At 49.2% G+C, this 24,494-nt stretch carries 16 protein-coding genes; 9 read left to right on the top strand and 7 right to left on the bottom strand.

The features are described from left to right. Positions 1-7: 7 nt before the first annotated feature. On the bottom strand, positions 8-1,177 hold the full coding sequence (locus ABD014_RS00470) for a glycosyltransferase family 4 protein (protein WP_343855964.1): 1,170 nt from the start codon (positions 1,175-1,177) through the stop codon (positions 8-10). Between the two features lie 11 nt (positions 1,178-1,188). Then, on the bottom strand, positions 1,189-1,920 hold the full coding sequence (locus ABD014_RS00465) for a glycosyltransferase (RefSeq protein ID WP_343855961.1): 732 nt from the start codon (positions 1,918-1,920) through the stop codon (positions 1,189-1,191). Positions 1,921-2,075: 155 nt separating this feature from the next. Between ABD014_RS00465 and ABD014_RS00460 the strand changes: the two genes are divergently transcribed. Further along, positions 2,076-4,760: an alpha-mannosidase gene (locus tag ABD014_RS00460; RefSeq protein WP_343855959.1), complete on the top strand. Its 2,685-nt coding sequence runs from the start codon at positions 2,076-2,078 to the stop codon at positions 4,758-4,760. 31 nt (positions 4,761-4,791) lie between these two features. Here ABD014_RS00460 and ABD014_RS00455 read toward each other — a convergent pair whose 3' ends face one another. After that, positions 4,792-6,132 carry a sugar phosphate nucleotidyltransferase gene (locus ABD014_RS00455; RefSeq protein WP_343855957.1) on the bottom strand — a complete coding sequence of 447 codons (1,341 nt, stop codon included), beginning with the start codon at positions 6,130-6,132 and terminating at the stop codon, positions 4,792-4,794. 431 nt (positions 6,133-6,563) lie between these two features. Here ABD014_RS00455 and ABD014_RS00450 point away from each other — a divergent pair, with 431 nt between their 5' ends. Beyond that, the gene (locus tag ABD014_RS00450; RefSeq protein ID WP_343855956.1) at positions 6,564-8,240 is read left to right on the top strand and encodes a DUF4091 domain-containing protein; all 1,677 of its coding nucleotides are present in this window, start codon (positions 6,564-6,566) and stop codon (positions 8,238-8,240) included. 237 nt (positions 8,241-8,477) lie between these two features. Here ABD014_RS00450 and ABD014_RS00445 read toward each other — a convergent pair whose 3' ends face one another. Further along, positions 8,478-13,346 carry a DUF7948 domain-containing protein gene (locus ABD014_RS00445; RefSeq protein ID WP_343855955.1) on the bottom strand — a complete coding sequence of 1,623 codons (4,869 nt, stop codon included), beginning with the start codon at positions 13,344-13,346 and terminating at the stop codon, positions 8,478-8,480. Between the two features lie 45 nt (positions 13,347-13,391). Beyond that, positions 13,392-13,559, bottom strand: coding sequence for a hypothetical protein (locus ABD014_RS00440; protein ID WP_343855954.1), 168 nt, complete (start codon positions 13,557-13,559; stop codon positions 13,392-13,394). 547 nt (positions 13,560-14,106) lie between these two features. Here ABD014_RS00440 and ABD014_RS00435 point away from each other — a divergent pair. After that, the gene (locus tag ABD014_RS00435) at positions 14,107-14,592 is read left to right on the top strand and encodes a low molecular weight protein-tyrosine-phosphatase (RefSeq protein WP_343855953.1); all 486 of its coding nucleotides are present in this window, start codon (positions 14,107-14,109) and stop codon (positions 14,590-14,592) included. A 159-nt stretch (positions 14,593-14,751) separates the two neighbouring features. Next, the gene (locus ABD014_RS00430) at positions 14,752-15,936 is read left to right on the top strand and encodes a phosphodiester glycosidase family protein (protein WP_343855952.1); all 1,185 of its coding nucleotides are present in this window, start codon (positions 14,752-14,754) and stop codon (positions 15,934-15,936) included. Between the two features lie 97 nt (positions 15,937-16,033). Here the strand turns inward: ABD014_RS00430 and ABD014_RS00425 are convergent, their stop codons facing one another. Then, positions 16,034-16,885, bottom strand: coding sequence for a DegV family protein (locus ABD014_RS00425; RefSeq protein ID WP_343856323.1), 852 nt, complete (start codon positions 16,883-16,885; stop codon positions 16,034-16,036). Between the two features lie 121 nt (positions 16,886-17,006). Beyond that, positions 17,007-17,912, bottom strand: coding sequence for an AraC family transcriptional regulator (locus tag ABD014_RS00420; protein WP_343855950.1), 906 nt, complete (start codon positions 17,910-17,912; stop codon positions 17,007-17,009). Positions 17,913-18,075: 163 nt separating this feature from the next. Here ABD014_RS00420 and ABD014_RS00415 point away from each other — a divergent pair, with 163 nt between their 5' ends. The 5 genes from ABD014_RS00415 to yfcE all read left to right on the top strand — a co-directional run bounded on the left by ABD014_RS00415 (position 18,076) and on the right by yfcE (position 24,493). Then, a complete protein-coding gene (locus ABD014_RS00415; RefSeq protein WP_343855949.1) occupies positions 18,076-19,473 on the top strand; it encodes an MATE family efflux transporter in 1,398 nt (465 codons plus the stop codon). Positions 19,474-20,146: 673 nt separating this feature from the next. Continuing rightward, positions 20,147-20,902: a DeoR/GlpR family DNA-binding transcription regulator gene (locus ABD014_RS00410; RefSeq protein ID WP_343855948.1), complete on the top strand. Its 756-nt coding sequence runs from the start codon at positions 20,147-20,149 to the stop codon at positions 20,900-20,902. After that, positions 20,899-21,810, top strand: a complete 912-nt coding sequence (pfkB, locus tag ABD014_RS00405; protein ID WP_343855947.1) for a 1-phosphofructokinase — start codon at positions 20,899-20,901, stop codon at positions 21,808-21,810. The genes ABD014_RS00410 and pfkB overlap by 4 nt, the downstream gene beginning before the upstream one ends. A gap of 45 nt (positions 21,811-21,855) precedes the next feature. Continuing rightward, complete coding sequence (locus ABD014_RS00400) at positions 21,856-23,790, top strand: PTS fructose transporter subunit IIABC (protein ID WP_343855944.1); 1,935 nt, start codon at positions 21,856-21,858, stop codon at positions 23,788-23,790. A 154-nt stretch (positions 23,791-23,944) separates the two neighbouring features. Further along, positions 23,945-24,493 carry a phosphodiesterase gene (gene yfcE, locus ABD014_RS00395; protein ID WP_343855940.1) on the top strand — a complete coding sequence of 183 codons (549 nt, stop codon included), beginning with the start codon at positions 23,945-23,947 and terminating at the stop codon, positions 24,491-24,493. Position 24,494 lies beyond the last annotated feature (1 nt).

The following is a 24,494-nucleotide window of genomic DNA, read 5'->3' as shown; positions in this document are numbered from 1 at the left end:
CCGATCCTCATATTTTTAACTGATCGATTTCTTTCTTTAGATTTTTTGCGGATTCGAACCATGAATAGTTATCATTAATGTATTTTTGCCCTTGTGCAGCGACCTTCTGCAGCTGTTGTTCATCCCGGCAAACTAATTTAAGCTTGTCTGCGAAATCTTCTTTTTCCGCTCTGAAATAATGCTTTGAATCGACAAGATTCAGTCCTCTGGCTCCGAACGGGGTAGATAGTAAAGGGATGCCGGCTGATAAAAATTCTATAGTTTTAATATTAACTCCCGCCCCTACAAACACAGGATTGATCGCTATATCGACATGAGCGAATAGTTCCAGTTTTTGCTCATGTCTGACTTTGCCTAATAATTGGACATTAGATTTTGTGGATATTCCGAAGGCTTTGCAGCAGGTTCCCGCAATAATAAACTGTATTTCAGGGCACTGATCCGCCAGATGATCGATGATATAACGGACGGTTTCAATATTAGGGGGATAGTTCGCTCCAATGAATAAAGCTTTAATCTCAGTGCCGGATCCGGGTTTTCTTTGGTACCACTCCCCAGGATTTACACCGTTCGGCGCTAATTTTATTTTTTGAGGATCGGGGTTATACAATGAAAGAAAGCTGTTTCTTTCCATCTCTGAAATGGCAAATACGAGATCCGCTTCTTGAACTAATTTCTTCTCCCGTCTATAGACGGCTTGAAGGTGTATTCTTGCCGTTTCGTGTTTCCAAATCTGCTCGGCCAACAAATATTCGTGATTATGACTGTTATAGATTCTTGGCTTATGATCTGCCCCCATATAACGGTCATAACGAAGCAAGTAAGGAGATTCATGAATGATGATGTCGCTCTCTTCATATAAGTCATCGTAATATTGTTTATATATTGTCGCTCTTCGGGAAAGTTTCATATTGACGATCAAAGAAAGTTCATAGTTTATTTCCCTATTTTGAATCCTTGTACTAATCTGTTTGTAAAGAGGGTCTTTCTGAACCCTATATTCTCTAAAGGTCGGCGAAAATTGTACCATATCTCCTGAATGGCTGAGCGATTGCGATAATAAAGTAATATCGTAATATGCGCTAAGTTGATTATAAATATGGTAGTATCGCAACGTACCCCCGCTCCGTGGCGGATAGACAGTAGGAAAATGATTGAGAACCAGTATTTTCTTCATGTTGTCTCCTTCTATCCATTAATCTCTGCAGACTTTGTTACATATTCCTGGAATTTTCTTGAAAAAGGTATAATCAGAACATTAGATAAAGATATCAGCTTTTGTTCAGTAATTGGCCATGTATGATCTTCGGCATTCTCTCTGCGAATGGCAACAAAATTATATTTGTAATCCGAGAACATTTTTAAACCCAATTTGTCACATTCCCTGCAAAACCTGCTGTCCTCGCCCAAATCTCGATCCGGAAACCGCACTTTATCAAAGACTGCTTTTCTGATCACCAACGTTGCGCCGGAAAGAGAGGAAACAAAACTGTTTTCGTTTTTAGGATAGCGGAGCACCAATAGATTAGAAGCTTCAAGATACACATAATGCGTACGCTTACCGACGATATCTGCATTGGATTTTTGAAATGCATGCATAGCATCTGTCAAGTAATCAGGCGCGTAATAATCGTCATCATCAAACTTTGCCACGTAATTAAACATGGACTTATCCACGCCAAAATTCAAACATTCACCTAAAGATGTATTTTCCGGCAGTTGATAAACCGATACATTTTCACGTTTCCGTGCTCTTCTTCTATATTTCTCAATATTCATCCCATCATTATTTAAAATAATAATGAGTTCCTTTGCTTTCCATGTTTGCGCATCATAATTTCCAAACGCATTTTCTATATACTGCTGGCGTTTGGTGCAGGTGATAATGGATATTCCCTCATCAGCTATTGTCCTCTGCATTAGCTTACCTCCGTAAGAAGAAATGGTTTAAACACCCTATAATTACTGTTTCGATATGATACAAATTATCGGTATAAATGGAAACGGCAACTGTCCTGCCGATGAAATTTAATCCCGGCTTTCGACATCCGGATGATAAATAGGGGGAAGAAAGAATGAAAAAAGTATACATCATATCACACAGCCACTGGGATCGTGAATGGTATTTGCCATACGAGCAGCATCATATGCGTTTGATCCAGCTCGTCGATGACCTGCTGGAGCTGTGTGAGAACGATCCGGAATTCAAGAGCTTCCATCTCGATGGACAGACGATTATTCTCGACGATTATGTTCAGGTTCGCCCTGAGAAGAAACCGCTGCTGGAGAAATACATTCGTGAAGGACGCCTGAAAATCGGCCCGTTCTACATTTTGCAGGATGATTTCCTTATTAGCAGCGAAGCGAATACCCGCAATATGCTGATCGGATTCGAGGAGAGTAAGAAGTGGGGGACTCCAGTCAAGCTGGGCTACTTCCCGGATACATTCGGGAATATGGGGCAGACGCCGCAAATGATGCGGGAAGCCGGACTGGATGTTGCTGCTTTTGGACGCGGAGTAAAGCCGACGGGTTTCAACAATGTCGTTATTAACGATGAGAAATATGCATCGCAATATTCCGAGATGTGGTGGGAAGGGCCAGACGGCTCAAAGATTCTCGGTCTGCTGTTTGCCAACTGGTACAGCAATGGGAATGAGATTCCGGTGAACAGGAAGGAGGCCAAGCTCTTCTGGGATCGGAAGCTGGACGAAGCTGTTCGATATGCCTCTACGGATCATCTGCTTATGATGAACGGCTGCGATCATCAGCCGGTACAGAAGGATCTGTCCGCCGCGATCCGGGTTGCGAATGAGCTGTATCCGGATGTCGAGTTTATCCATAGCAATTTCGAGGAATATATCGACGCACTGAGAGCGGATTTGCCGCAGAACCTGAGCACGGTAACTGGCGAATTAACCAGTCAGGAGACCAGCGGCTGGTATACGTTGGCTAATACGGCTTCGGCTCGGATCTATTTGAAGCAGATGAACACCGAGGTGCAGCGTCAACTGGAGAATATCGCGGAGCCGCTAGCAACAATGGCTTACCCGTCTGCCGGGCAGTATCCGCATGATATGCTGCGATATGCGTGGAAGACGTTGATGCAGAATCATCCGCATGACAGCATTTGCGGCTGCAGCGTAGATGAGGTGCATCGGGAGATGGTTACCCGCTTCAAGAAAGCGAAAGAGCTCGGGAAATTTGTAGCCGATAAAGCGGCAGAGGCGCTTCTGGCCCAAATCGATACCAGCGCGTTCCCTGAAGGATCGAAGCCTTTTGTTATTTTTAATACGGCAGGCTCCGCCAAGACGGGAGTGGCCGAGATAACGCTTGAGTGGATGAGGAAGCCTTTCACCGAAGGGGTTCCGTCCAGGCTGTACTATAAGCTCAAGGAGACGAAACTCCCGGAGTTAAGGGTAGTGAATATCAGAGGGGAGAAGATAGCGGCCGAGATTATCGATGAAGGCGTTGCTTTCGGATATGACCTGCCTAAGGATAAATTCCGCCAGCCTTACATGGGACGGTATGTGAAGGTCCGCATATTCATGGAACAAATGCCAGCCATGGGCTGGAAGTCGTTCGCATTAATGGAGGGTGCATCCATGGATCTGCAATCGGGTAATCCGATTGTCAGGAAGCAGGGGTATGTACTTAAGAACGAGTTCCTTAAGGTAAGCATTCAGGAAGACGGCTCTCTGAAAGTTCTGAACAAAGAGACCGGAAAGAGATATAAAGGTCTGATGGTATTTGAAGATACAGGCGATATCGGAAATGAGTATATTTTCAAACAGCCTGAAGGCGACAAAGCGATCCTCTCTTTATGTAAAAAAGCTACTGTCTCCATCCAAACGGCAAACGCCTTTGTCGGGGAAGTGTTAGTTGAGCAGGAACTGGAAATTCCGATTTCCGCGGATGAACGCCTGGAAGAGGAAAAGAAGGCTGTCATCGAATTCCGTCATCGCAAGGCTCAGCGTTCCAAAGAGACGGCGATCCTGAAGCTTGCGACCAAGATCACGCTGTTAAAGGGGAGCAGGCAGCTTCAATTTGAAACCAACTTTAACAATCAGATGAAGGATCACCGTCTACGGGTGCTGTTCCCTACCGGAATCGAAACGTCTTATCATGAGGCAGAGAGCATCTATGAGGTGGTGCAACGTCCTAACAAGGTGGACCGGGCTTGGAAAAATCCGACGAATCCGCAGCATCAGCACTCGTTCATTAATGTGCATAACGATGAGCACGGTGTGACGGTAGCGAACTTCGGACTGAATGAATATGAAGTATTGCAGCAAGGGACAATTGCGCTGACGCTGCTTCGCTCGGTAGGCGAGCTTGGCGACTGGGGTTATTTCCCGACGCCTGAAGCACAGTGTCTTGGAGAGAACAGAGTCAGATTCGCGCTATCCTTTCATGGTGATGAAACAGATAAGCTGAGGACCTTCCATGAAGCGATGAACTTCCAGATTCCTTTCAGCTGCTACCAAACATCATCCAAACATGCGGGACATTATCCGGCCGAGCATCAATTTATGAAGATCGAAGGAGATGCTTTCGCACTGACTGCATTCAAACGTAAAGAGCATTCAGATGAGCTCGTGACCAGAGGCTTCAACATGACGGGAACAGAACAGCCGGTTAGCCTCTCAATCGCCGGTCTCACTCCTCATCGCTGCAACTTGCTGGAAGAGCCGGTAGCGGCTGAGGTAGCTAAGACGATCAAGCCTGCCGAGATCATCAGCTATTGCTGGAGCAAGTAACATTACTGTAGGGGTGATGTGCTAGAACCCCCTACCACTCCATCGCAATATGAACAATATCCTCCAGAGCAAGTTCTTTTCCCAACAGAACTTCCATCAGCTCAAGATTAGTAACTGCCTTTATTCCATGGTTGATGCCGGCCGGAATTTGTAAAACATCACCCGCCTGTAGCTTATACTGTTTACCTTCCATTAGGATATCCGCACTACCTGTTATAATTGTCACGATTTCTTGTCGCCCGAGATGCCGGTGATAGCTCGTATATTTCCCTTGGGCGAAGCGTACCTTCTTGATCATGACTTCAATTCCCGCTTCATCTTTCCAGCATTTCAGTACCTGATAAGAGCCCCATCTTTTCTCTTCATACATTGGAATCTGCCGAACTTGTGTGAGTATTTCCTTGATTTGATTGGATTTTTCCTTGTTCGCGACCAAAATTCCATCAGAACTTGCCGCAACAATGAGATCAGAGACGCCGATAATTTCGATGGGATAAGGAAGTTCGTTAATGAGATGGGTATTAGAGGAGTCGTCAGATATTCGCCCTGACCCGATCACATGATCCTCGAAATGACCGCTTAGCGTCATCCAAGTCCCAAGATCATTCCAATAGCCGTCATATCCCATGACAACAGCAGGCAGTGTGTGCTCCACGACTTCCCGGTCGAAACTGGCATTTGCAAGTTGTTCATAATTAGCCAGCCAATTCTCAACTTGGGTCGGATGCCCCTTGTCTTCCAAATACTTCAGCATGAACTTCAAGGGGAATGCAAATACGCCGCAGTTCCACATCGCGTGATGTTCGATTAAGCGACGGGCCGTTTGCTCGTTAGGCTTTTCTATGAATTGGTGGATAAAAAAATATTCGTCATTCCCCTTGGGCAGAACAGGAACGATATAGCCGAACTGATTGGAAGGATAAGTAGGTTTTGTACCGAGGAGAGCGAGATCTGCTCTAGAATGCAAAAGAACATCCGGAAAGCGAAGAAGCATCCGGAAAAACGCGGTATCTGCATAAGTATCTACCGGGATTACACATATCGTTTCACTCGGATCTGCTTGCAGCTTCTCATGAAGATAACATACGGCATAAGCGATGGCTGTGAAGGTTCCTTTTTTATAAGGTTCGGCCAGGATAGGGATGTGATCGCCAACATAGTTACGCGTAATTTCTACTTGACTGTGATGAGTAACGATACATGTGGATTGAAGCAGCCCCACCTTATCCAATTGTCGGCATATCCGTTCTATCATCGATTCTCTGATCCCATCTTCGGATTTCAATAGCTTAAGGAACACCTTGGAGCGAATCTCATTGGATAAAGGCCACAGCCTTTTACCAGATCCCCCGCACAAGAGTATAATTCGCAAGTTACAACCTCCTTCCTTAGGAAACATCCCTGCTTATCTTAAATACCCGATATATATGGATTATCATATGTCGGAAGAATGAAACGGAGTGGGTAAAGGAGGGGTGAAAAACACACAAAAGCAAGGGGGCCGGCCTATAGCGAAAAATTGGTTAACTAGAGTCATTGCTAAGCGGCAGGAGGCCGTAATGCAATTTTATCAGTGTTCGATCGTAAGGTAGATGCTTACAATACCAGTATAAATACGACGATAGTGAGATTACAGATAAGGGCAGTCGATGAGTCGCCTGTCCTTCATTGTAGTTCGCGAGGATGAAGCAGGATAGACCTGAAAAGTCAATATAGAACGTTTACATTGTGATTTCCGGAGAGTACCATTAGGATTAACGATAGATATAGGAAAATACTTCATACTGGAGGCTGTTCGAATCTATGAACCTCAAGGTCAAGAAACTATCCTCTCTGGAAAAAGTGTTTCTTCATGAAGAACCGAACGCAGCTTGTAGTTTGGTCGAATCTGTATTGCGTGGCGAGAAGTATTCGTACCAGCTTGCTTATTACATAGATCCGGAGGAGGCTGCCGTGGCGCAGTATCTTCGTGTCGAAGCGGCAGCAAATCCGGGGATAAATGTGAAGCTTAGTATGGTAGGAGTAGTCCCTTCCGAGATGCCGGTTTATCCGAAGACGGATGAGGATTATTTGACGAAGCAGCCGGGGTTATTCCCTGATCCGTTGCTGGAGCTAATAGATGGCAATATTAAGGTGCTGCCGGGACAATGGCGGAGTATTTGGGTGGAAGCGGAGTTCGCAAAAGACGTCGAACTACAGGATGCAACGGTAATCATTCGCTTCCTCTATGAAGACGGAACAGAGCTGGCTGAGGTCAGTCATACCATCTCCTTGATCGATGCTGTGCTTCCTAAGCAGACGTTAATTCATACAGGCTGGTTCCATTATGATTGCCTAAGCACGCATTACGGGGTAGAGGAATTAAGCGAGCCACATTGGACACTGATAGAAGACTACATGAAGACAGCGACCGAGCACGGTATGAATATGATTCTGACTCCGTTGTTCACACCACCGCTCGATACAAAGATCGGGGGTGAGCGTCCTACCGTCCAACTCATTAAGGTCCATGTAGATGAAGAAGGAAATTATTCATTCGATTTTCAGAGATTAAAAAGGTTCGTAGATATGGCTCTACGAACAGGTATGGAATATTTCGAGATGTCCCATTTATTCACGCAGTGGGGAGCGGTATCCGCTCCAAAGATTATCGCCAGTATCGGCGGGGAAAAGCGGGCTATATTCGGTTGGGATACAGATGCCGGGGGGGCAGAGTACCGTAAATTCCTGGATGCTTTCTTGCCACAGTTGACCTCGGTTCTAGAGAAGTGGGGAATTCAGGAGCGCTGTTATTTTCATATATCAGATGAACCGAACTTGGAGCAGCTGGACAGCTACCGCCAGGCTTGTGAAATCATGGAACCGTATTTGCAGGGTTATAAGATGATCGATGCGCTATCTGATTACGAGTTCTACGAGAAAGGCTTGATCAAGACTCCTATTCCGGCAAATGATCATATTGATGCGTTTATCGAGGCGAAGGTGCCGAATCTGTGGACCTATTACTGCTGCGCCCAGCATAACAAGGTAAGCAATCGCTTCATGGCCATGCCGAGCCGTCGTAATCGGATCATCGCTACCCAGCTCTATAAATACGATATCGCCGGTTTCTTGCATTGGGGCTACAACTTCTGGTATACACAGTTCTCCATTCATGCGATCAATCCCTATGCAGTAACTGATGCTGGCTGTGGGTTCCCTTCCGGCGATGCCTTTCTGGTGTATCCGGGAGTAGATGGAACTCCGGTCACTTCTATCCGGCTCAAAGTATTCCGCGAAGCGCTGTATGACCTTCGGGCGATGAAGCTTCTGGAGAGCCTAAGTTCTAAGGAATTCGTGATGAGCATTATTGAGGAGGCTTCGGCAGAGCCAATTACCTTCTCTGAATATCCTCGCAATGAGCAGTATATTATCAATTTGCGCAACCGGATTAATCGAGAGATTCAGGAGAGACTTGCCACGGCAGCTTCAATCAAGTAGATCGGGTAGAGGTGAGAGGTACCTGGAATTTTGATGACATCCCTATGGATACCATTGTCTTGGTGATATTCCTGACAGTAAGCGATAAACTTCAATAATTATCGCACTTGCATAGTAAGAAGTCCCTGTTTGTTACTCAACAGGGACTTCTTCAGTTATCTCTTTAGTTGTAAATCACAGGAGAGGCCAACCCCACGGATGCCGGCTATTGCCGTTAAGGAACTTTAAACCAACCTCTTACTCTTCCTCCTCCACAAGCACAAGCACAGACGCGCTCGCCTGTCGGGTCGGTCCGTTGTCAGAGGTGAACGTGACCGGACTCGTTATGACGGTATTCTCCTTGACGTTAGGGAGGACGAACGGAACACTCAGCGTTTCGCTCGCGCCGGGCTCCAGCCTGCTGATCGGCAATTGAATGTTCAGCAGCGGTGCGATTAATTTCCCGTTAATCAGCGCCACTGTTCCTGTATTAATGACCTGAATCGTGAAAATAACCGTTTCACCCGGCCGCCCTTCCGGCCGGTCCACCGTCTCAGTGAGCTGGGCATCCGCTATCTGGGGTGGGGGTACGATCTCTACGATGACCGTTACGGATGCGCTTGCCTGCCGGGTCGGTCCGTTGTCAGAGGTGAACGTGACCGGACTTGTGATGACTGTCGTTTTCTCTACGTTCGGAAGGACGAACGGCACGCGAATGATTTCAGTCGCACCGACCTCGAACCGGGCGATATGCAGATGGATGCCCAGCAGCGGGGCGTCCAGTACAGCATTCAAGAGCGCGACATTCCCTGTGTTGGTCACCTGAATCGTGAAAATGACCGTTTCACCGGGCCGCCCTTCCGGCCGGTCGACCGTTTCAGTCAGTACGGCATCCGGCAGCGGCAGCACCTGGATGGGGACCGTTTCCTGCTGTTGCGGAGTCTGGTCGGAGAAGATAGTGACAATGTTACGGAGCACCGTACCGCCAGCCGTTCCGGCCGGAATCGTGAAGGGCAGTGTAAACTCCCGGCTCTCCCCGGGTGCAAGCGACGGGATCACGGTGCGGAAGCCGACGAGTGGATCGGAAACATGGACATCCGTAAGCGTCTCGGTTGAGGCATTCGTAACCGTGATCGTCTTGATGACCGTCTCACCCGGCTCCGCTGTTGGCGGAGTTACCTCGACCTCCAATTCCGGCGGGACGACGGGCACGGCTACCGTAACGCGCGCCTCGCTTTGCACCGGAAGCGATCCCGGCGGCTGCTCCGCCCATGTGACGGACACGCGGTTGGCGATAACGGTCCCGTTCAGGGTCGTAGCAGGAATGGTGAACGAGAACTCGACCAGAGCTGTCTCGCCCGGGGCGATGACCGTTATCGTCTCTACCGTGCCGGTGAGCGAATCGCGGACGATCACATCCGTCGCCGGATTGCTGCCGATGTTCGTCACCTGGACTGTATAATGGACGGTCTCGCCCGGGGCCACCTCGCTGCGGTCAGGAAGCTTCACCACCTGAAGCGTCGTCTCGGCGCCTGGCACCGACCGCACGACGATTTCGGCTGTTGTCTCCTGCAGCGGAGTCTGGTCAGACGAGGCGGTGAACGTGTTCGTAATGACGCTGCCGTTCGCCGCTCCAGCCGGCACCGTGAAGGAGACGAACCGGGTAATTGTCCCGTTCGCCGGTAGAACTGGAACCGTCTCGCTGAAACCGAGCAGCGGATCGCTCAGCACGACGTTGGTCTGGGCGGTGACCAGCAAATTCGTCACCGTCAGCGTATACGTGATCGTCTCGCTCGGGGCGGCGAACGTCCGGTCTGGCTGCTTGCTTAGCGTAAGCCCTATGCCTACGACCGTAACAGTTGATTCGACTTGCTGAGTCCCAGCCTCCGCCGAGGTGACGGTAAGATGATTGACGATATCCGACCCGATCGGCGTTCCCTGCGGTACAGTAAAAGGGACCACAAGCTCCAGGGTCTCCCCGACCCCAAGCGAGGCGATTGTCTCGTTAAGCCCTAGCAGCGAGTCAGTAAGGTGAATGTCGGTCAGCGGTACATTGCCGATATTCGAGAGCGTGATTGTATAGGTGAACGTCTCCCCTGGCGTAACAGTAGTCGAAGACGGGACTTTGCTGACCCCGAGCATCGGACGGCCGGACACGGTGACCTCAGCGCTGGCGGACACGGGCTCCGTCTGATTGCTGACCGCCGTTACCGTATTGATGAACGTCAGCGGCGGCGTCTCCAGCGGGACGAGGAACGGAATCTGCAGCAATTCGGTCTGCCCGACTTCAAGCAGTGGAATGATCGTGCTGAACCCGGTCAGGTCGTCGATCACGGATATGTTCGTTAGCGCAGTATTACCGCTGTTGGATAGTGTAATCGTGAACGTAACCGTTTCTCCCGGAGGAACGACGGTCCGGTCAGCGATCTTGGTCAGAGTGAGTCTCGGAACGGCGAGCACATCGACAACCGTTCCGACCTCTTCTGGTTCAGGCAGGTTGTTGGCGGTAATGATCACCGTATTGGCAATCGTCACCCCAGCCAGCGCCTCAGGCGGAATGACGAACGGCCAGTCGATGGTGATGGTTTCCCCGACGTGCAAGTCGCCGACCGATTCATCCAGCCCGATCAGCGGATCGGTCAGCCGCATGTTGATCAAGTCGACATTGCCGATGTTCTGGAGCGTGATCGTGAACACGACCGTTTCTCCCGGCGCCGCAGCAGGCGGATTTACGGTCTTGGTCGCCAGCAGCGATGGCGTCTCCGTCACGAAGATATCCGACTTGGCGAATTCCGGCTCAGGAATTTGATCGGAGAATACAGTAACGACATTCGTAATAAATCCTGGAGGCGCCTCCGGTGGAACAACGAAGAGGACCGCGAAAATTTGCACCGCAAAAGGAGGAAGCTCAGGGATTACCGTGAAGAAGCCGAGCAGCGGATCTTCAATCCTCACATTCGTGAGCGTTACTATGCCTGGGTTTGTTATTTCGATAAAGAAGGTGACTGTCTCTCCCGGCCGGACTTCGAACCGGTCCGAAAATTTCAGCAGGGACAATACTGCATTCGTTCCGATCTTCGTGACGAAGCCGCTTGAGAAGCCGGGCGGACTGGGTTTTACGGTCTGGAAGGCCCCAGGCGTCGTTGGAAAATCTTCAGAGAATGTTAGTCCCGTTACATAAGCGTTGCTGGATGGATCGATGGCGATCCCCAGGCCGGATTCACCGAAGCTTCCACCCAGGTAAGTGGAGAATAGCAAATCGGATCCGGTCGAATTCAGAAAAGTTACGAATGCGGCGGTACCGCCGAGAATATTTGGCTGAATAGCGTCGGGAGTTGTCGGGAAATCGGGCGAATTCGTAGCCCCTGTTAAAAAAGCCGTTCCGGATGAGTCAACTGCTATCTTAGCCTGGAACTCGGATTCGCTGCCTCCGAGATAGGTGGAGTAGACCAGGGTTGTTCCATTAGGGCTCAGTTTCGTTACAAAGGCATTATCGAGGCCCCTGAGATTCGGTTGAAATACCCCGGGGGTCGTTGGGAAATTGGGGGAGTCCGTCAGCCCTGTCACATAGGCATGACCGCCTCCGTCTACGGCGATCCCTGTACCGGAGTCAAACAACGCTCCACCGAGATACGTGGAATAGACGAGGAAGGTGCCATCTGGACTCAGCTTCGTCACGAATGCATTTCTCTCTCCTCGAAGAACAACTTGGAACGCGCCGGGGGTTGTTGGAAAATTGGCCGATAGCGTCTCCCCTGTCACATAAGCGCTGCCTGACCCATCCACGGCAATGGCGAATCCGGTGTTATCAAAGGGGCCTCCTAGCAAGGTAGAGTAGATGAAAGCCGTTCCGGAGGAGTTCAGTTTTGAGATGAAAGCCTTAGAACCAGCGGTTAATACGGTGTCAAAAGCACCTGGTGTTGTCGGAAAATCAGTGGCGACGGTCTGCCCTGTCACATAGGCGTTGCCGGAATCGTCCGCAGCGATGCTAAAACCAAAATTAAAACCGGCCACTCCACCAAGAAAGGTAGAGTAGATCAGAGCGCTGCCGTTAGCATTCAGCTTTGCAATAAAGGCATCAGGACTCAGCTCCGAAATGACGGTGCGCAAAGCTCCGGCCGTCGTTGGAAAATTGGGGGAAGTTGTAATCCCCGTAATAATGGCGTTGCCGAATGGATCTACTGCAATCCCGAGGCCGTTATCAGTATTGCTTCCTCCGATATATGTGGAGTAGATAAGAAATGAGCCGGTCGGATCAAGTTTGGACACAACTACATCTGTTTCTCCGGCAAAAGTAGTTTGAAAGGCCCCTGGCGTAACAGGGAAACCAACACCAAAGGCACCAGTTACATAGGCGTGCCCGGACGCATCCACCGCAATCGCTTCAGTATCTCCCCCTTCAGTGCCGCCCAGATAGGTGGAGTAGAAAATGACCGGATCTATGATCAAGGGAAGGCCCGAATTGTAGGCTTCCGTCATTTCAAATCCAACCGTCCAGTTCCTGCCTGATGAAGCATCGATCACATACCGACAGTCGACTGTTGTCCGGACATCGCCAGTCACTTGGTATGCTATCGGCTTAAGGTCCACTACGGTTCCGTACGGAGTGCAGATCAGCAGGTTTCCTTCCTCATCCAGACGGATCTCATCTGCTCCTTCACACACGAGCCGAATGTCCTCGACCCGGGCACCAGGCTGCAGCACCCAGTCATATTTAAGCTTCCCATTGCTGCCTTGAATGAAGACGTCAATCCCCGGCCACAGTTCACGATACGACACCTCCTTATAGCTTGGAACGTTCGTGTAATGCCGCTTGGGGTCGTTGCCGCGAAAATAGTTGAACAAGCTTTCGGACTGTGTGACGCCCTCTAGCCTCGAAGCCTGGTTGGCATCTGCAAATCGCCATGCCAGCACAACCCCTTTCATTTCCCGATCGCTTGTAACATCTGCCGTTTCCGCAGCGTAGAACGTCATCGTAATCCGGTCTGCTCCGAGAGTGCATCTGAATCCGGGAGCGTTCGCCTTATATAGATCCTTCCGACCAAACTGACCTATATTAGGGGCGAACAGGAGAGGCAGCTTGTCGTATCGACCAATGACTTTCTTTGGAGCCTCAGTTAATGACATCAATGATCCTCCTATCCGTATAATTCATGCCATAAAGAAATTTGCCTATGGGCATCTGTTTGCAGCCGTATAATGGACGGTCTCGCCCGGGGCCACCTCGCTGCGGTCAGGAAGCTTCACCACCTGAAGCGTTGTATCGGCGCCTGGCACCGACCGCACGACGATTTCGGCTTTCGTCTCCTTCAGTCGTATTGGGTTTTTAGGTATATTCATTACAATGTATGCGCCTAACCCTTCGTTTTGGAATAGACGAATGACCAAATATCCGAGGCTCTACTGAGCCGTGAACCTTATGAATAATAAACAGACCGGCAGCCCTTTAAATAGGGGCAGCCGGTCTGTTTATTCGCAGGAAACGGGACCGTTCAGCGGGAAGGTCTTCTTTTATGACGAGTAATTGGTACATGATCTGAGAGGCAACATTTAATTGGGAATGTCTAAGAAGGGCTAATTCAAAATCTTCATAGCCCTTCCTAAATGAAGAGAAGTAAAAAAATCCATGCGAAGCACCCTGAAATCGATATTTATCCTGCTATCTTCATCCTGCACCGACCCTATTTTTTGGCAAAAATAGAAATTCATTACTAACTAGCGTCGTTAGTGTCGTCTCTGTATGCTTCGTCCAGTACATCGGAGAATATTCATTGAATAACTGTTTATATTCAGCTTTTTTTCAGATATCGTTCATGCTTCACCTGCTTGTTATTCTGCTTGTCATGGCAGCTTCAATCATGTAGTATCGGGTTGAGGTGAGGATTAGGTGGAGCGAAAACAGAGAATAGGAGTTCTATTTGTATGTCTTGGCAACATATGTCGTTCGCCAATGGCTGAGGCTGTGTTCCGTCATATGGTGGCAGCCGAGGGATTGGCAGATCACTTTCTGATTGATTCCGCGGGCACAGGCAATTGGCATATCGGCAAGCCGCCGCATCATGGCACAAGAGGTATACTTGATCAGTATGGAATTTCTTATGAAGGCTTGAAGGCAAGACAAGTATCGGCTGAGGATTTTTCGGAATTCGATTATATTGTCGCTATGGATGTCCAGAATGAGAAGGATCTGAGACGGTTATCGCAGAACGAGCACGCACAGATTGTCAAATTGCTTGATCTCGTACCAGATATGATGAACAAAGAGGTGCCGGACCCGTACTATACCGGCAACTTTGAAGAGGTATACGGATTGGTCGGCAGGGGCTGCCAAGCTTTGCTGGACCGTATTCGTCAGGAAGCGCAGCTAGATTAAGGACGTCAAATTCGCCCTCATCCGTTCATTAAACGGATGGGGGCGCTTTACATTATTATGAGAACGAAACTTTATCTATCTCCCAAGCGTTTACTAGAAGTGAGTGTTCAAAAAGACCTCTAGAATAGCATGCAAATCTGGATAGTTAGGGGAAATGTTATGGATCCGGTATCATCATTGCCTAGCCGTTCTTCGGCGAGACAGGGAGGGGCAGGGAAGAAAGGCCATTCTACAGCGGCTCGTAAACCTTCCAAGAAGCGGAAACGTAAAAAGAGGGGCTTCTTCCATACGGTCGGAAGATTTCTGATGGTATTGATCTTGCTGGTTGCGATATGCGAGGTGTGGTTATACTTAACCCCATCCGGCAACAAAATGCTCTATTTGATGGCAGATACATTGATTACAACCCAGCATCGCCACTGGGCTAAATATTTAATTGGACAAGCGGAGCTAGATCGAAGAGTAGCCGCATATCAGAGGCAATTTGATGAAATGGGAGAAGAGAAGGATACACATACAATCAAGCCGCAGCCAGGAACCGCAGAGGTTGGGGATAAAGAAGCGGAGAAGCCAAAGCCGTTGATTGAGATTGAGGAAGTATCGGGGACGGGATACCGAGGTTATGTTGTGACGGTCAACGATCCGACGAAGATCAGGCTTGGTGTTCCGGCCAAACGGGGTAAGGGCGAGAAAGTATCGAGTATGGTTGAACGGACCGGTGCGATCGCGGGAATTAATGGGGGAGGCTTCGCCGACCCAAACTGGAAAGGAAATGGCTTCAAGCCAATCGGCGTCGTCATCTCGCAAGGCAAGCTATACTATAACGGACTGGATTCCAAGAAGTCTTCTACCCAAATTGTTGGGATCGATAAACAAGGGAAGATGGTTGCCGGTAAATATTCATTGGATGAACTGAAGGATATGGGGATCCAGGAGGCCGTTACCTTCCAGCCGAGAATTATCGTGAACGGCAAAGGTCAGATCAAGAGCCAGAAGGAAGGCTGGGGTATCGCGCCTCGTACGGCAATGGGGCAGCGTGAAGACGGCACAATTCTGTTCGTCGTCATCGATGGGCGCCAGCCTGGTTACAGTATAGGCGCCAGTCTTTACGATGTACAGCAGATCATGCTGGATCACGGCGCAGTGCTCGCTGCGAACTTAGATGGCGGCTCTTCAACCGTACTCGTTACTAAGGGTGGCGAGATCGTTAACAAGCCTTCATCCGAGTATGGAGAACGTTATTTACCAACCGCATTCCTCGTATTTGAGCATCCGGAGCAAGTGGATATCCCGAATATATGGGAGGGTCTGCGTCCGCAGGATATCGATCCGGGTAAGAAATAATAACATTACCATCAAAATGGCCATCTCTAAGCAATCAGCGCTTGGAAAATGGCCATTTATTGTTCTATGATGAGCTGTAATCCGCAATAGTTATGAATTAGTAGGATAGCTGTTTTTTCTTATACATAATAGCTACCGTGCGTGGTCCGCAATGACAGGAAATAGCGCAGCCGCCTTCAATTATTTCAACTTCTTTGACGTCTGTCCGCTCCAGCAATGCTGTCTTGATATATTCCGCGGTCTTGTCGGCAAGCGTCTGTGCCACGATGATCAGATCACGGTCGATCTTGTGGAAGTTCTCCGTGATGCGATGCAACATGCGCTCGACGGCTTTCTCTGTCTTGCCGCGGTATTTATCCGCCGAGATGACGACGCCTTCTTTAATACGCAAAATAGGACGAATCCTGAGCAGGCTCCCGATCATATGCTGCAGATTGGAGACACGGCCTCCTTTGTGCAGGTAGTCCAGCGTATCGACAAGCACTTCAATTTCTATCTGATCCCGTTCTGCATGGAGCATGGAGGCGATCTCCTCTGCATTCATGCCTGCCTTGGCTGCCATGACAGCTCGCATAACCAGTAGAGCGATGCCTCCTGACACGTTCAGTGAATCAACGACATGTACACTGCCTTCCGGCAGCTCGGCGGCGGCGATCATAGCGCTCTGATAGGTTGACGAGATCTTGGATGACATACTGATGAACACAATCTGATTCTGTTGCTCGATCCATGGAGAGAAGGCCGCTATGAAATCCGCAGGAGATGGAGCAGAAGTACGTGGCAATTCTCCAGTCGCCTCGACTCTGCTGTAGATGTCGTTGGTAGTGATCTCAAGTCTGTCTTTATAGGCAGTCTCGCCAAACACTACATACAGCGGTACGATCCCGATGTCATATTGGTCGATCCAGGATTGTGGGATATCGGAGATACTGTCCGCGAAAATTTTCACTTGTGTCAATGCATTTCCTCCAGTGTTGGTGTATTTGGTTCGTTATCTGCATTATAGAGGAGAAGTAGGACATAAGCAAAAAGGATATCGCTGGTAATTACTCCTACGGTAATTGTATTAATCAGGATTCCCTGTTCCAGGCAAAATGCTGGCGGAACCTGCGCGGGGACAACCCCTCCTGCTTGGTGAAGCAAGCGGTGAAATATGCCGCATGGTTGAAGCCAACTTCCTCTGCGATCCGTTCAATGGGCATATCGGTCTGAACGAGCAGCAGCTTGGAGTGCTCGATTCGGATTAGCAACATATATGCTGCTGGCGAGCATCCGAACACCTTCTGCATGCACCTAGCAATATAGACGGGGTGAAAATTGATGTTCTCACCGAGTCTTTTGGCGGAGAACGGTTCACGGTAATGCTCACGCAAATAAGCAGCTGCTTTCTCAGCACAGACAGAACCTGGGGAGGGAGCAGCGGTCTCCAGAGATGCGGCAAGCAGACCGACAATATCCTGGAACAAGGCCTGCTGCTTCAGACGCACACTGCTATGATGAGATGTCCGGTTCATTTCTGTTAATTCATCTATTGTATCGATCATCTTCTGTAACTGGGGAAGATAGGTGAACTGCGGCACAGCCAGCGCGAAGGGTGTTGTGGTGAAGGGATGAAGCGACATATACGCCCCCTCTTCACCTTCCTGAGCCGAATGCTGCTTGCAGTATTCCGACTGCTCGATGACACGCCAGTTCCCCGAAACTTGGAAATGAAGCCAATGATGAACCGTCTCTTCCTTGCAGCCAGAGAAGCCGTAATGGTAGCAATCCGGACGAAGGATGAGGGCGTGGCCTGCTGAGACTTCATAATTTCGCTTCTCTTCGCCAACGTAGAGGCAGCCTTGGGAGACGACAAGCAGATCAAATACGCCGATATTTTTGCGGCTGAGGTGTTTGCCGCCATATGACATATGCGTTGATCCGCTAATAATATATTGCGGCAGCGGGGGAGCGGTTATTTCGATAATTTGAGACATATGTCCACCTCCAGGAACGCTGAATATAAGTTTGAATTGTGAAAGATTGAGTTGATTATTTGATACATTATTTCTAATAATGCATCTATAATGTGATTCATGTCAATAAGTTTGATAAGAGCAGGAGCGTAGCGCCGTCTCCGTTCTTCAGGAGGTTGTAATAATGAAGAAATCCAAGACCAACGAGAGCAATAAATTTAACCTCTGGCTGCTCGCTTGGCCTATATTTATTGAACAGTTTCTGCAATTTTTGCTCGGCTCCGTCGATACCCTGATGGTGAGCCGGATATCTGATAATGCGGTAGCCGTTGTCGGTTTCTCCAATCAGCTATTTAACGCGCTTACGACGTTGTTCGCAACGGTAGCCAGCGGGGCGGGGATTGTGATCGCTCAGAAGATTGGCTCCCGTCTGCAGGAGGATGCCCGAACGGTTGGGATCATCTGTTTTAAAGTAACCATCGCGATCGGGTTGGCCTTAAGCGTATTGTTAATTGCCTTTTCACGTCCGATTGCTAAAATGCTGCAGCTTCCGGATGAATTGCTGCCTTTGGCGGATACCTACATCCCTATCGTTGGCGGGGGCATGATTCTTATCGCTGCTATTGCTGTGTTAGGTACGGCGATTCGCAATACAGGGAATACGAAGGGACCGATGATTATTGCCGTCGGTATGAATGTGATTCATATTGTGATGAATTACGGCTTTATTTTTGGCGCGTATGGCTTCCCGCAATTGGGGCTTGCTGGAGTAGCTATCTCAACGGTAACCAGCCGCTTGATCGCTACAGTTGTCCTGTTCGTCATCTTCCTTGGCGCGTTCGAGCGCAAGATAAAGTTCAGTGACTTCCGCATCTTTGACCGCAAGTTGTTCAAGGAAGTGCTTCAGATCGGTTGGCCACTAGGAATCAATTCGGCGAACTGGGTATTCTCGCAATTGGCGATCTTCTCCTTCCTGGCGATGCTAGGCTCCACAGAGCTGGCGGCCAGAACCTATATGAATACGTTGGAATCGTTCTGCTTCCTGCTTGGCTTCTCTCTCGCACTGGCTGCACAGATCCAGATCGCTCATTTGTATGGGGCCGGGAAGACGAGAGAAGCATACCGGGCTGCCTATAAAGTGCTTGCCGTTGGGCTGCCGCTGGTTGCAGTGAATGCATTTATTCTCGTAGTCTTCGGTACGCATGTGCTTCGTCTGTTCACACAGGATGCCGATATATTGGCGCTTTGCGTCGTATTGCTATGGATGAATCTGATGCTCCAACCGGGGAAAATGGTCAATATGGCGCTCGGCAACTCGCTTAACGCCGTAGGGGATACGCGTTATACGATGAAGATCTCCCTGATCTTCATGTGGGTTGTAGCGACCGGCTGCTCCTACTTGCTGGGGGTATCGCTTGGCTGGGGGATCGTCGCTATCTATTCATGTATGATTGCGGATGAGTACATCCGCGGAGTGCTCTCATACTTCCGCTGGAGAGGGCGTAAATATTTGCGCAAGAAAGAGGAAGAGATACAGAAAGAACAGGAGCAATGCGCGGCTGAGGTTCGCTTGGCGCTGTAGTTGACAGGGAACCTGCAAGGAATTCGGTTGTGTGCGATACGTGTGAAATATAGATTGAGTAACTACTGGGACCCTGTCTTTATAGACTAGGGTTTTCTTTTTTTGGATGGTGTATAGTTCCTATACTTCTCCGGGAAAAGTCTGCAATAATGCTGGAATTTCGCCAACATACCGACCTGAGCGGGTAAATTCCTGCGATAATCAGACTGTTGAAAGAGGGCAAGCAAGTCTTACGAAACTCCGGGGGAGCTCCCGCAAAACTCTAACGAAACACCATATCGTTATTTACGCAAAAATGAGGGGAATAGGAATCTAACGAAACACCATAACGCTATTCGGGTAAAAAACCACTATTTAGCCCCGTTTTCCCACAATAGCGATACCCAGTTTCGTTAAAGTTTTGATTTGCCCTTTTTGATGTTAATAGCGATATCCAGTTTCGTTAGATTTTTAATTCGTCCTTTTTGGCGTAGATAGCGCTATCTAGTTTCGTTTCGTTACACTGTGGGGATCTGAATAATAAGCATATTTGCAGTTTTGACTTACCGTGGCCGGCATAGTTCGGTGTAAAGAGTAAGTGTGACAGTTGTTGAATGATTATGGATGTTTGTGATAGAAAATGATTGATTTATGAGCGTCATGTGATATGATAAGAACAGATGGAGGGATGGATATGTTGACAGAAGAACGATATAACCTAATATTAGAGCGCTTGCAAAGCCAAGGTGTTGTTAAGCTGCAGGAGCTTGTTGAAGCTATCGGAGCTTCGGAATCGACGATCCGGCGGGATCTGGTCGATCTTGAGAGCCGCCATCTACTGAAGCGAATCCACGGCGGTGCCAGCTTACTGAATCAGAGGAGCCAGGAGCCGGGGATGGATGAGAAAACATCCAAAAACATTCAAGAAAAGGATGTTATCGCTCGTCTTGCCGCTCGGGAAATTCGGGATAAAGAATGCATTTATTTGGATGCGGGAACTACTACTCTAGCGATGATCTCATATATTGAAGCGGAGAATGTGACTGTTGTGACTAATGGACTGTCCCATGTCGAAGCTCTGGTTAACCAACGAATCCGCAGTTATCTGCTTGGAGGGATGATGAAGATTCATACCAAGGCCGTCATTGGTAGCATTGCCTTGCAGAACATGGATAATTTCCGGTTCGACCGATGCTTTCTTGGGACGAACGGAGTCGATCTGGAGCTGGGATACACCACCCCAGACCCTGAGGAAGCGCTAATTAAGCGGCGCGCTCATCAATTATCGGGTCAAACCTATGTTCTGGCTGATTCGAGCAAGATCGGCGAGGTTACCTTCGCCAAGCTGCTGGATCTGAACGAGGCGACCCTGATTACAGATAGTGTTCCTCCCCATTTGCGGAAGGCTATCGCTCATAAAACAAAGATAATCGAGGGATCAGCATCATGATATATACGATAACGCTTAACCCGTCTGTGGACTACATCGTAGAGGTTGAAGAGCTTAACATCGGCGGTCTTAGCCGGATGAAGCGGGACTTGAAGCTTCCGGGAGGTAAGGGGATTAACGTGTCTCGCGTGTTAAACCAACTTGGTGCCGAGAACACAGCGCTCGGCTTCCTTGGAGGGTTCACTGGACGGTACGTGAACGATAGATTGCAGGAAGAGCGCATGTCAACCGACTTCGTAACGATAGCAAGCGATACGCGGATTAATATCAAGCTGAAGCACGGCGAAGAGACGGAGATCAACGGCCTCGGGCCGGACATCAGTGAAGCGGAGGCGGAGCAGTTGCTGCAGAAGTTATCCGCATTGCAGAAGGATGACATCGTGATCTTGTCGGGCAGCATTCCGCCATCGCTCGGTGAAGATTTCTATGAACGCTTGATTCGGGTTAGTAAGCAAAGAGGCGCTGAGTTTGTGATCGATACGACTGGCGAAGCACTGCTCAAGGCACTCAAGCATCGCCCGTTGCTCGTCAAGCCGAATCACCATGAACTCGCTGAGTTGTATGACACTGAGCTGAATTCCATAGAGGATGTCGTAATGTACGGGAGTAAACTGCTGGGGGCTGGAGCCAAGAATGTCCTCGTCTCTATGGCCTCTGAAGGGGCTCTGTTAATAACCGAGTCCGCTGTGTATCATGCGAATGTGCCGGCGGGACAAGTCAAGAACTCGGTGGGAGCCGGTGATTCTATGATCGCAGGCTTCGTAGGTACGCTGGTGCAAACTGGCGATCCCCTCGCAGCATTCCGAACCGGGGTCGCTGCAGGCAGCGCTACTGCATTCGCGGATGATCTTGCAACCAGAGATCAGATCAATCAACTGCTGCCGAAGGTCGTTATTTCTAATCGATAGAATCCGGGCTGGCTGGGTAAATGAATAACTAAAGGGGTGTTAACCATGAAAATAACCGATTTGTTGATCAAAGAGACGATGATTATGGATTTACAGGCGCAGACTAAGGATGCAGCGATCGATGAATTAATTGCGAGCCTGTATAATCATGGTCGAATCTCGGACCCGGTGCTGTTCAAGGAGAAGATTCTGAAACGTGAAGCAGAGGCAAGTACGGGGATCGGCGGGGGGATTGCCATGCCCCATGCGAAGACAAATGTGGTTAACGAAGCGACTGTCGTATTTGCCAAAAGCTCCAAAGGTGTAGAATTCGATTCTATCGATGGAGAGCCAGCCAGAATCTTCTTTATGATTGCCGTTCCGGAAGGAGCGGGCAATATGCATCTTCGCACGCTGGCTACGTTGTCTAAGCTGTTAATTGATAGCGAATTCATCGACCAATTGATGAACACTAGAACACCTGATGAAGTGACGGCATTGTTCGACGCTAAGCAGGCTGAGGGTGATGAAGAGGCGCAATGCGGAGGCAAGGGGCATAGCTCCGATCGGGAGACCCATCCGGTTACGAAGGAGGCCTCTTCCGAAGGAGCGGAATCTGAAGCTTTGGTTATAGCTGTAACCGCTTGCCCTACGGGGATCGCACACACGTATATGGCTGAGGATGCTTTGAAGAAGATGGCCATGGAGATGGGCGTAACTATCCGGGTGGAGACGAACGGTTCGGAAGGAGCCAAGAACGTATTAACTCCGGATGAAATCCGCCGGGCAAGCGGTGTGATTGTCGCTGCGGATAAAAATGTCGAGATGGCCAGATTTGACGGGAAACCAGTACTCATAAGACCTGTTAGCGACGGTATCCGCAAACCTCAGGAGTTGATTCAAAAGGCGCTTCAAGGTGATGCTCCGATTTACCATGGTGGTAACAAAACAGTTGAAGAACCAGAGAATGAAGAGAAGAAAAGCGTCGGCAGCAAAATTTATAAGGACTTAATGAACGGTATTTCTCATATGCTGCCTTTTGTCGTAGGCGGCGGGATTCTGATCGCCATCTCCTTCCTGTTCGAACAGGTAGGCGGACCGGATCATCCACTGTACAAATTGCTAATGACTATCGGTGGGGATGGAGCGTTCCACTTCCTGATTCCGATTCTGGCTGGATTCATCGCCATGAGCATTGGAGATCGTCCAGCGCTCATGCCAGGGATGGTTGGCGGCTTGATGGCGGTGAATTCGAACGCGGGCTTCCTAGGTGGTCTGGCCGCCGGTTTCATGGCCGGATATATCGTGATCGGGCTGCGGAAGCTATTCGCCGGGTTACCGAAATCGCTGGAAGGACTTAAACCAATTTTGCTTTATCCGGTATTTGGGCTGCTGATCGCTGGCGCTATTATGTACTTTATCTTTGATCCAGTCTTCAGCACGATTAATACATGGCTGGTAACAGGATTGAATAATCTGGGAACGGCCAACGCGGTTCTGCTGGGGCTTGTACTTGGCGGTATGATGGCGATAGATATGGGCGGCCCGTTCAACAAAGCCGCATACACTTTCGCTATCGGCGTGTTCACATCGAGCGGTAACACAAACGGACTGATGATGGCTGCTGTCATGGCCGGAGGAATGGTTCCTCCACTGGCGATTGCGTTGGCAAGCACCTTCTTCAAGCACAAATTCACAGAAGAAGAGCGGAAGTCCGGTTTGACCAACTACGTGCTGGGTTTATCCTTTATTACCGAGGGAGCGATTCCGTTCGCGGCGGCCGATCCGCTTCGCGTCCTTACTTCCTGTATCCTCGGTTCGGCGGTGGCCGGTGGTCTTACCCAGCTATGGAACATTAATATCCCGGCTCCGCACGGCGGAATATTCGTCGCCGCACTGGCCAATCATGCTCTGTTGTTCCTGCTTGCAGTAGCAATTGGCTCGGTCATCTCAGCCCTGGTGCTCGGTATTTGGAAGAAGCCGATGGTGGACAGAGCGTAAGCTTAATTAGCAGATGCATGAACTTTATTTAGAAGCCGTTCGCGCGGTAGTGTCATTTGCCAGCGCGGGCGGCTTTTGGGCATAATGAGGTCGATCCAGGTGGAAGGATTATGTTACATTTAACAGAGCGTTATTAATAAGGAGAAGATGGATTATGAAACTGATGTTTATTTCTGATATTCATGGGTCTGCATACTGGCTGGACAAGGCAATCGAAAAGGTGAAGGAGGAGGCGCCCGACCAGATCGTCATGCTTGGCGATTTCATGTATCATGGGCCTAGAAATCCGCTGCCTGAAGGCTATAACCCGGCACAGGTCGCAGAGACGCTGAATCAGTACAAGCAGCATATTGTTGCTGTGCGTGGGAATTGCGATGCAGAAGTGGATCAAATGCTGCTCGAATTCCCGATGATGGCGGACTATACGGTAATCCTTCATGAGGGACGTCGCATATATGTGACGCATGGACATGGATTCAATATAGAGGAATTGCCGCCGCTATTGGAGAACGATATTTTCATTCAGGGCCATACTCATGTACCTGTAGCCAATAAGAAGGACGGGATATATGTGCTCAATCCTGGATCGATCGCACTCCCAAAAGAGAACTATCCGAACTCCTACGGTATTATTGAAAACAGCAGCTTCCTCGTCAAAGATTTCGAGGGTGGCATTATCAAATCGATAACCTTTGCATCATAAG

The organism is Paenibacillus motobuensis (assembly GCF_039521865.1).
Taxonomy (GTDB): domain Bacteria; phylum Bacillota; class Bacilli; order Paenibacillales; family Paenibacillaceae; genus Fontibacillus; species Fontibacillus motobuensis.
The sequence above is the reverse complement of the archived record's forward strand: the minus strand, read 5'-3'. Positions and strand labels throughout refer to the sequence as shown.

Excerpts from the sequence above, each read along its gene's own strand:
- ABD014_RS00440 (WP_343855954.1), bottom strand. The coding sequence starts at position 13,559 with ATGAATATACCTAAAAACCCAATACGACTGAAGGAGACGAAAGCCGAA.
- yfcE (WP_343855940.1), top strand. The coding sequence starts at position 23,945 with ATGAAACTGATGTTTATTTCTGATATTCATGGGTCTGCATACTGGCTG.
- ABD014_RS00460 (WP_343855959.1), top strand. The coding sequence starts at position 2,076 with ATGAAAAAAGTATACATCATATCACACAGCCACTGGGATCGTGAATGG.
- ABD014_RS00465 (WP_343855961.1), bottom strand. The coding sequence starts at position 1,920 with ATGCAGAGGACAATAGCTGATGAGGGAATATCCATTATCACCTGCACC.
- ABD014_RS00445 (WP_343855955.1), bottom strand. The coding sequence starts at position 13,346 with ATGTCATTAACTGAGGCTCCAAAGAAAGTCATTGGTCGATACGACAAG.
- pfkB (WP_343855947.1), top strand. The coding sequence starts at position 20,899 with ATGATATATACGATAACGCTTAACCCGTCTGTGGACTACATCGTAGAG.
- ABD014_RS00430 (WP_343855952.1), top strand. The coding sequence starts at position 14,752 with ATGGATCCGGTATCATCATTGCCTAGCCGTTCTTCGGCGAGACAGGGA.
- ABD014_RS00450 (WP_343855956.1), top strand. The coding sequence starts at position 6,564 with ATGAACCTCAAGGTCAAGAAACTATCCTCTCTGGAAAAAGTGTTTCTT.
- ABD014_RS00415 (WP_343855949.1), top strand. The coding sequence starts at position 18,076 with ATGAAGAAATCCAAGACCAACGAGAGCAATAAATTTAACCTCTGGCTG.
- ABD014_RS00410 (WP_343855948.1), top strand. The coding sequence starts at position 20,147 with ATGTTGACAGAAGAACGATATAACCTAATATTAGAGCGCTTGCAAAGC.
- ABD014_RS00470 (WP_343855964.1), bottom strand. The coding sequence starts at position 1,177 with ATGAAGAAAATACTGGTTCTCAATCATTTTCCTACTGTCTATCCGCCA.
- ABD014_RS00400 (WP_343855944.1), top strand. The coding sequence starts at position 21,856 with ATGAAAATAACCGATTTGTTGATCAAAGAGACGATGATTATGGATTTA.
- ABD014_RS00420 (WP_343855950.1), bottom strand. The coding sequence starts at position 17,912 with ATGTCTCAAATTATCGAAATAACCGCTCCCCCGCTGCCGCAATATATT.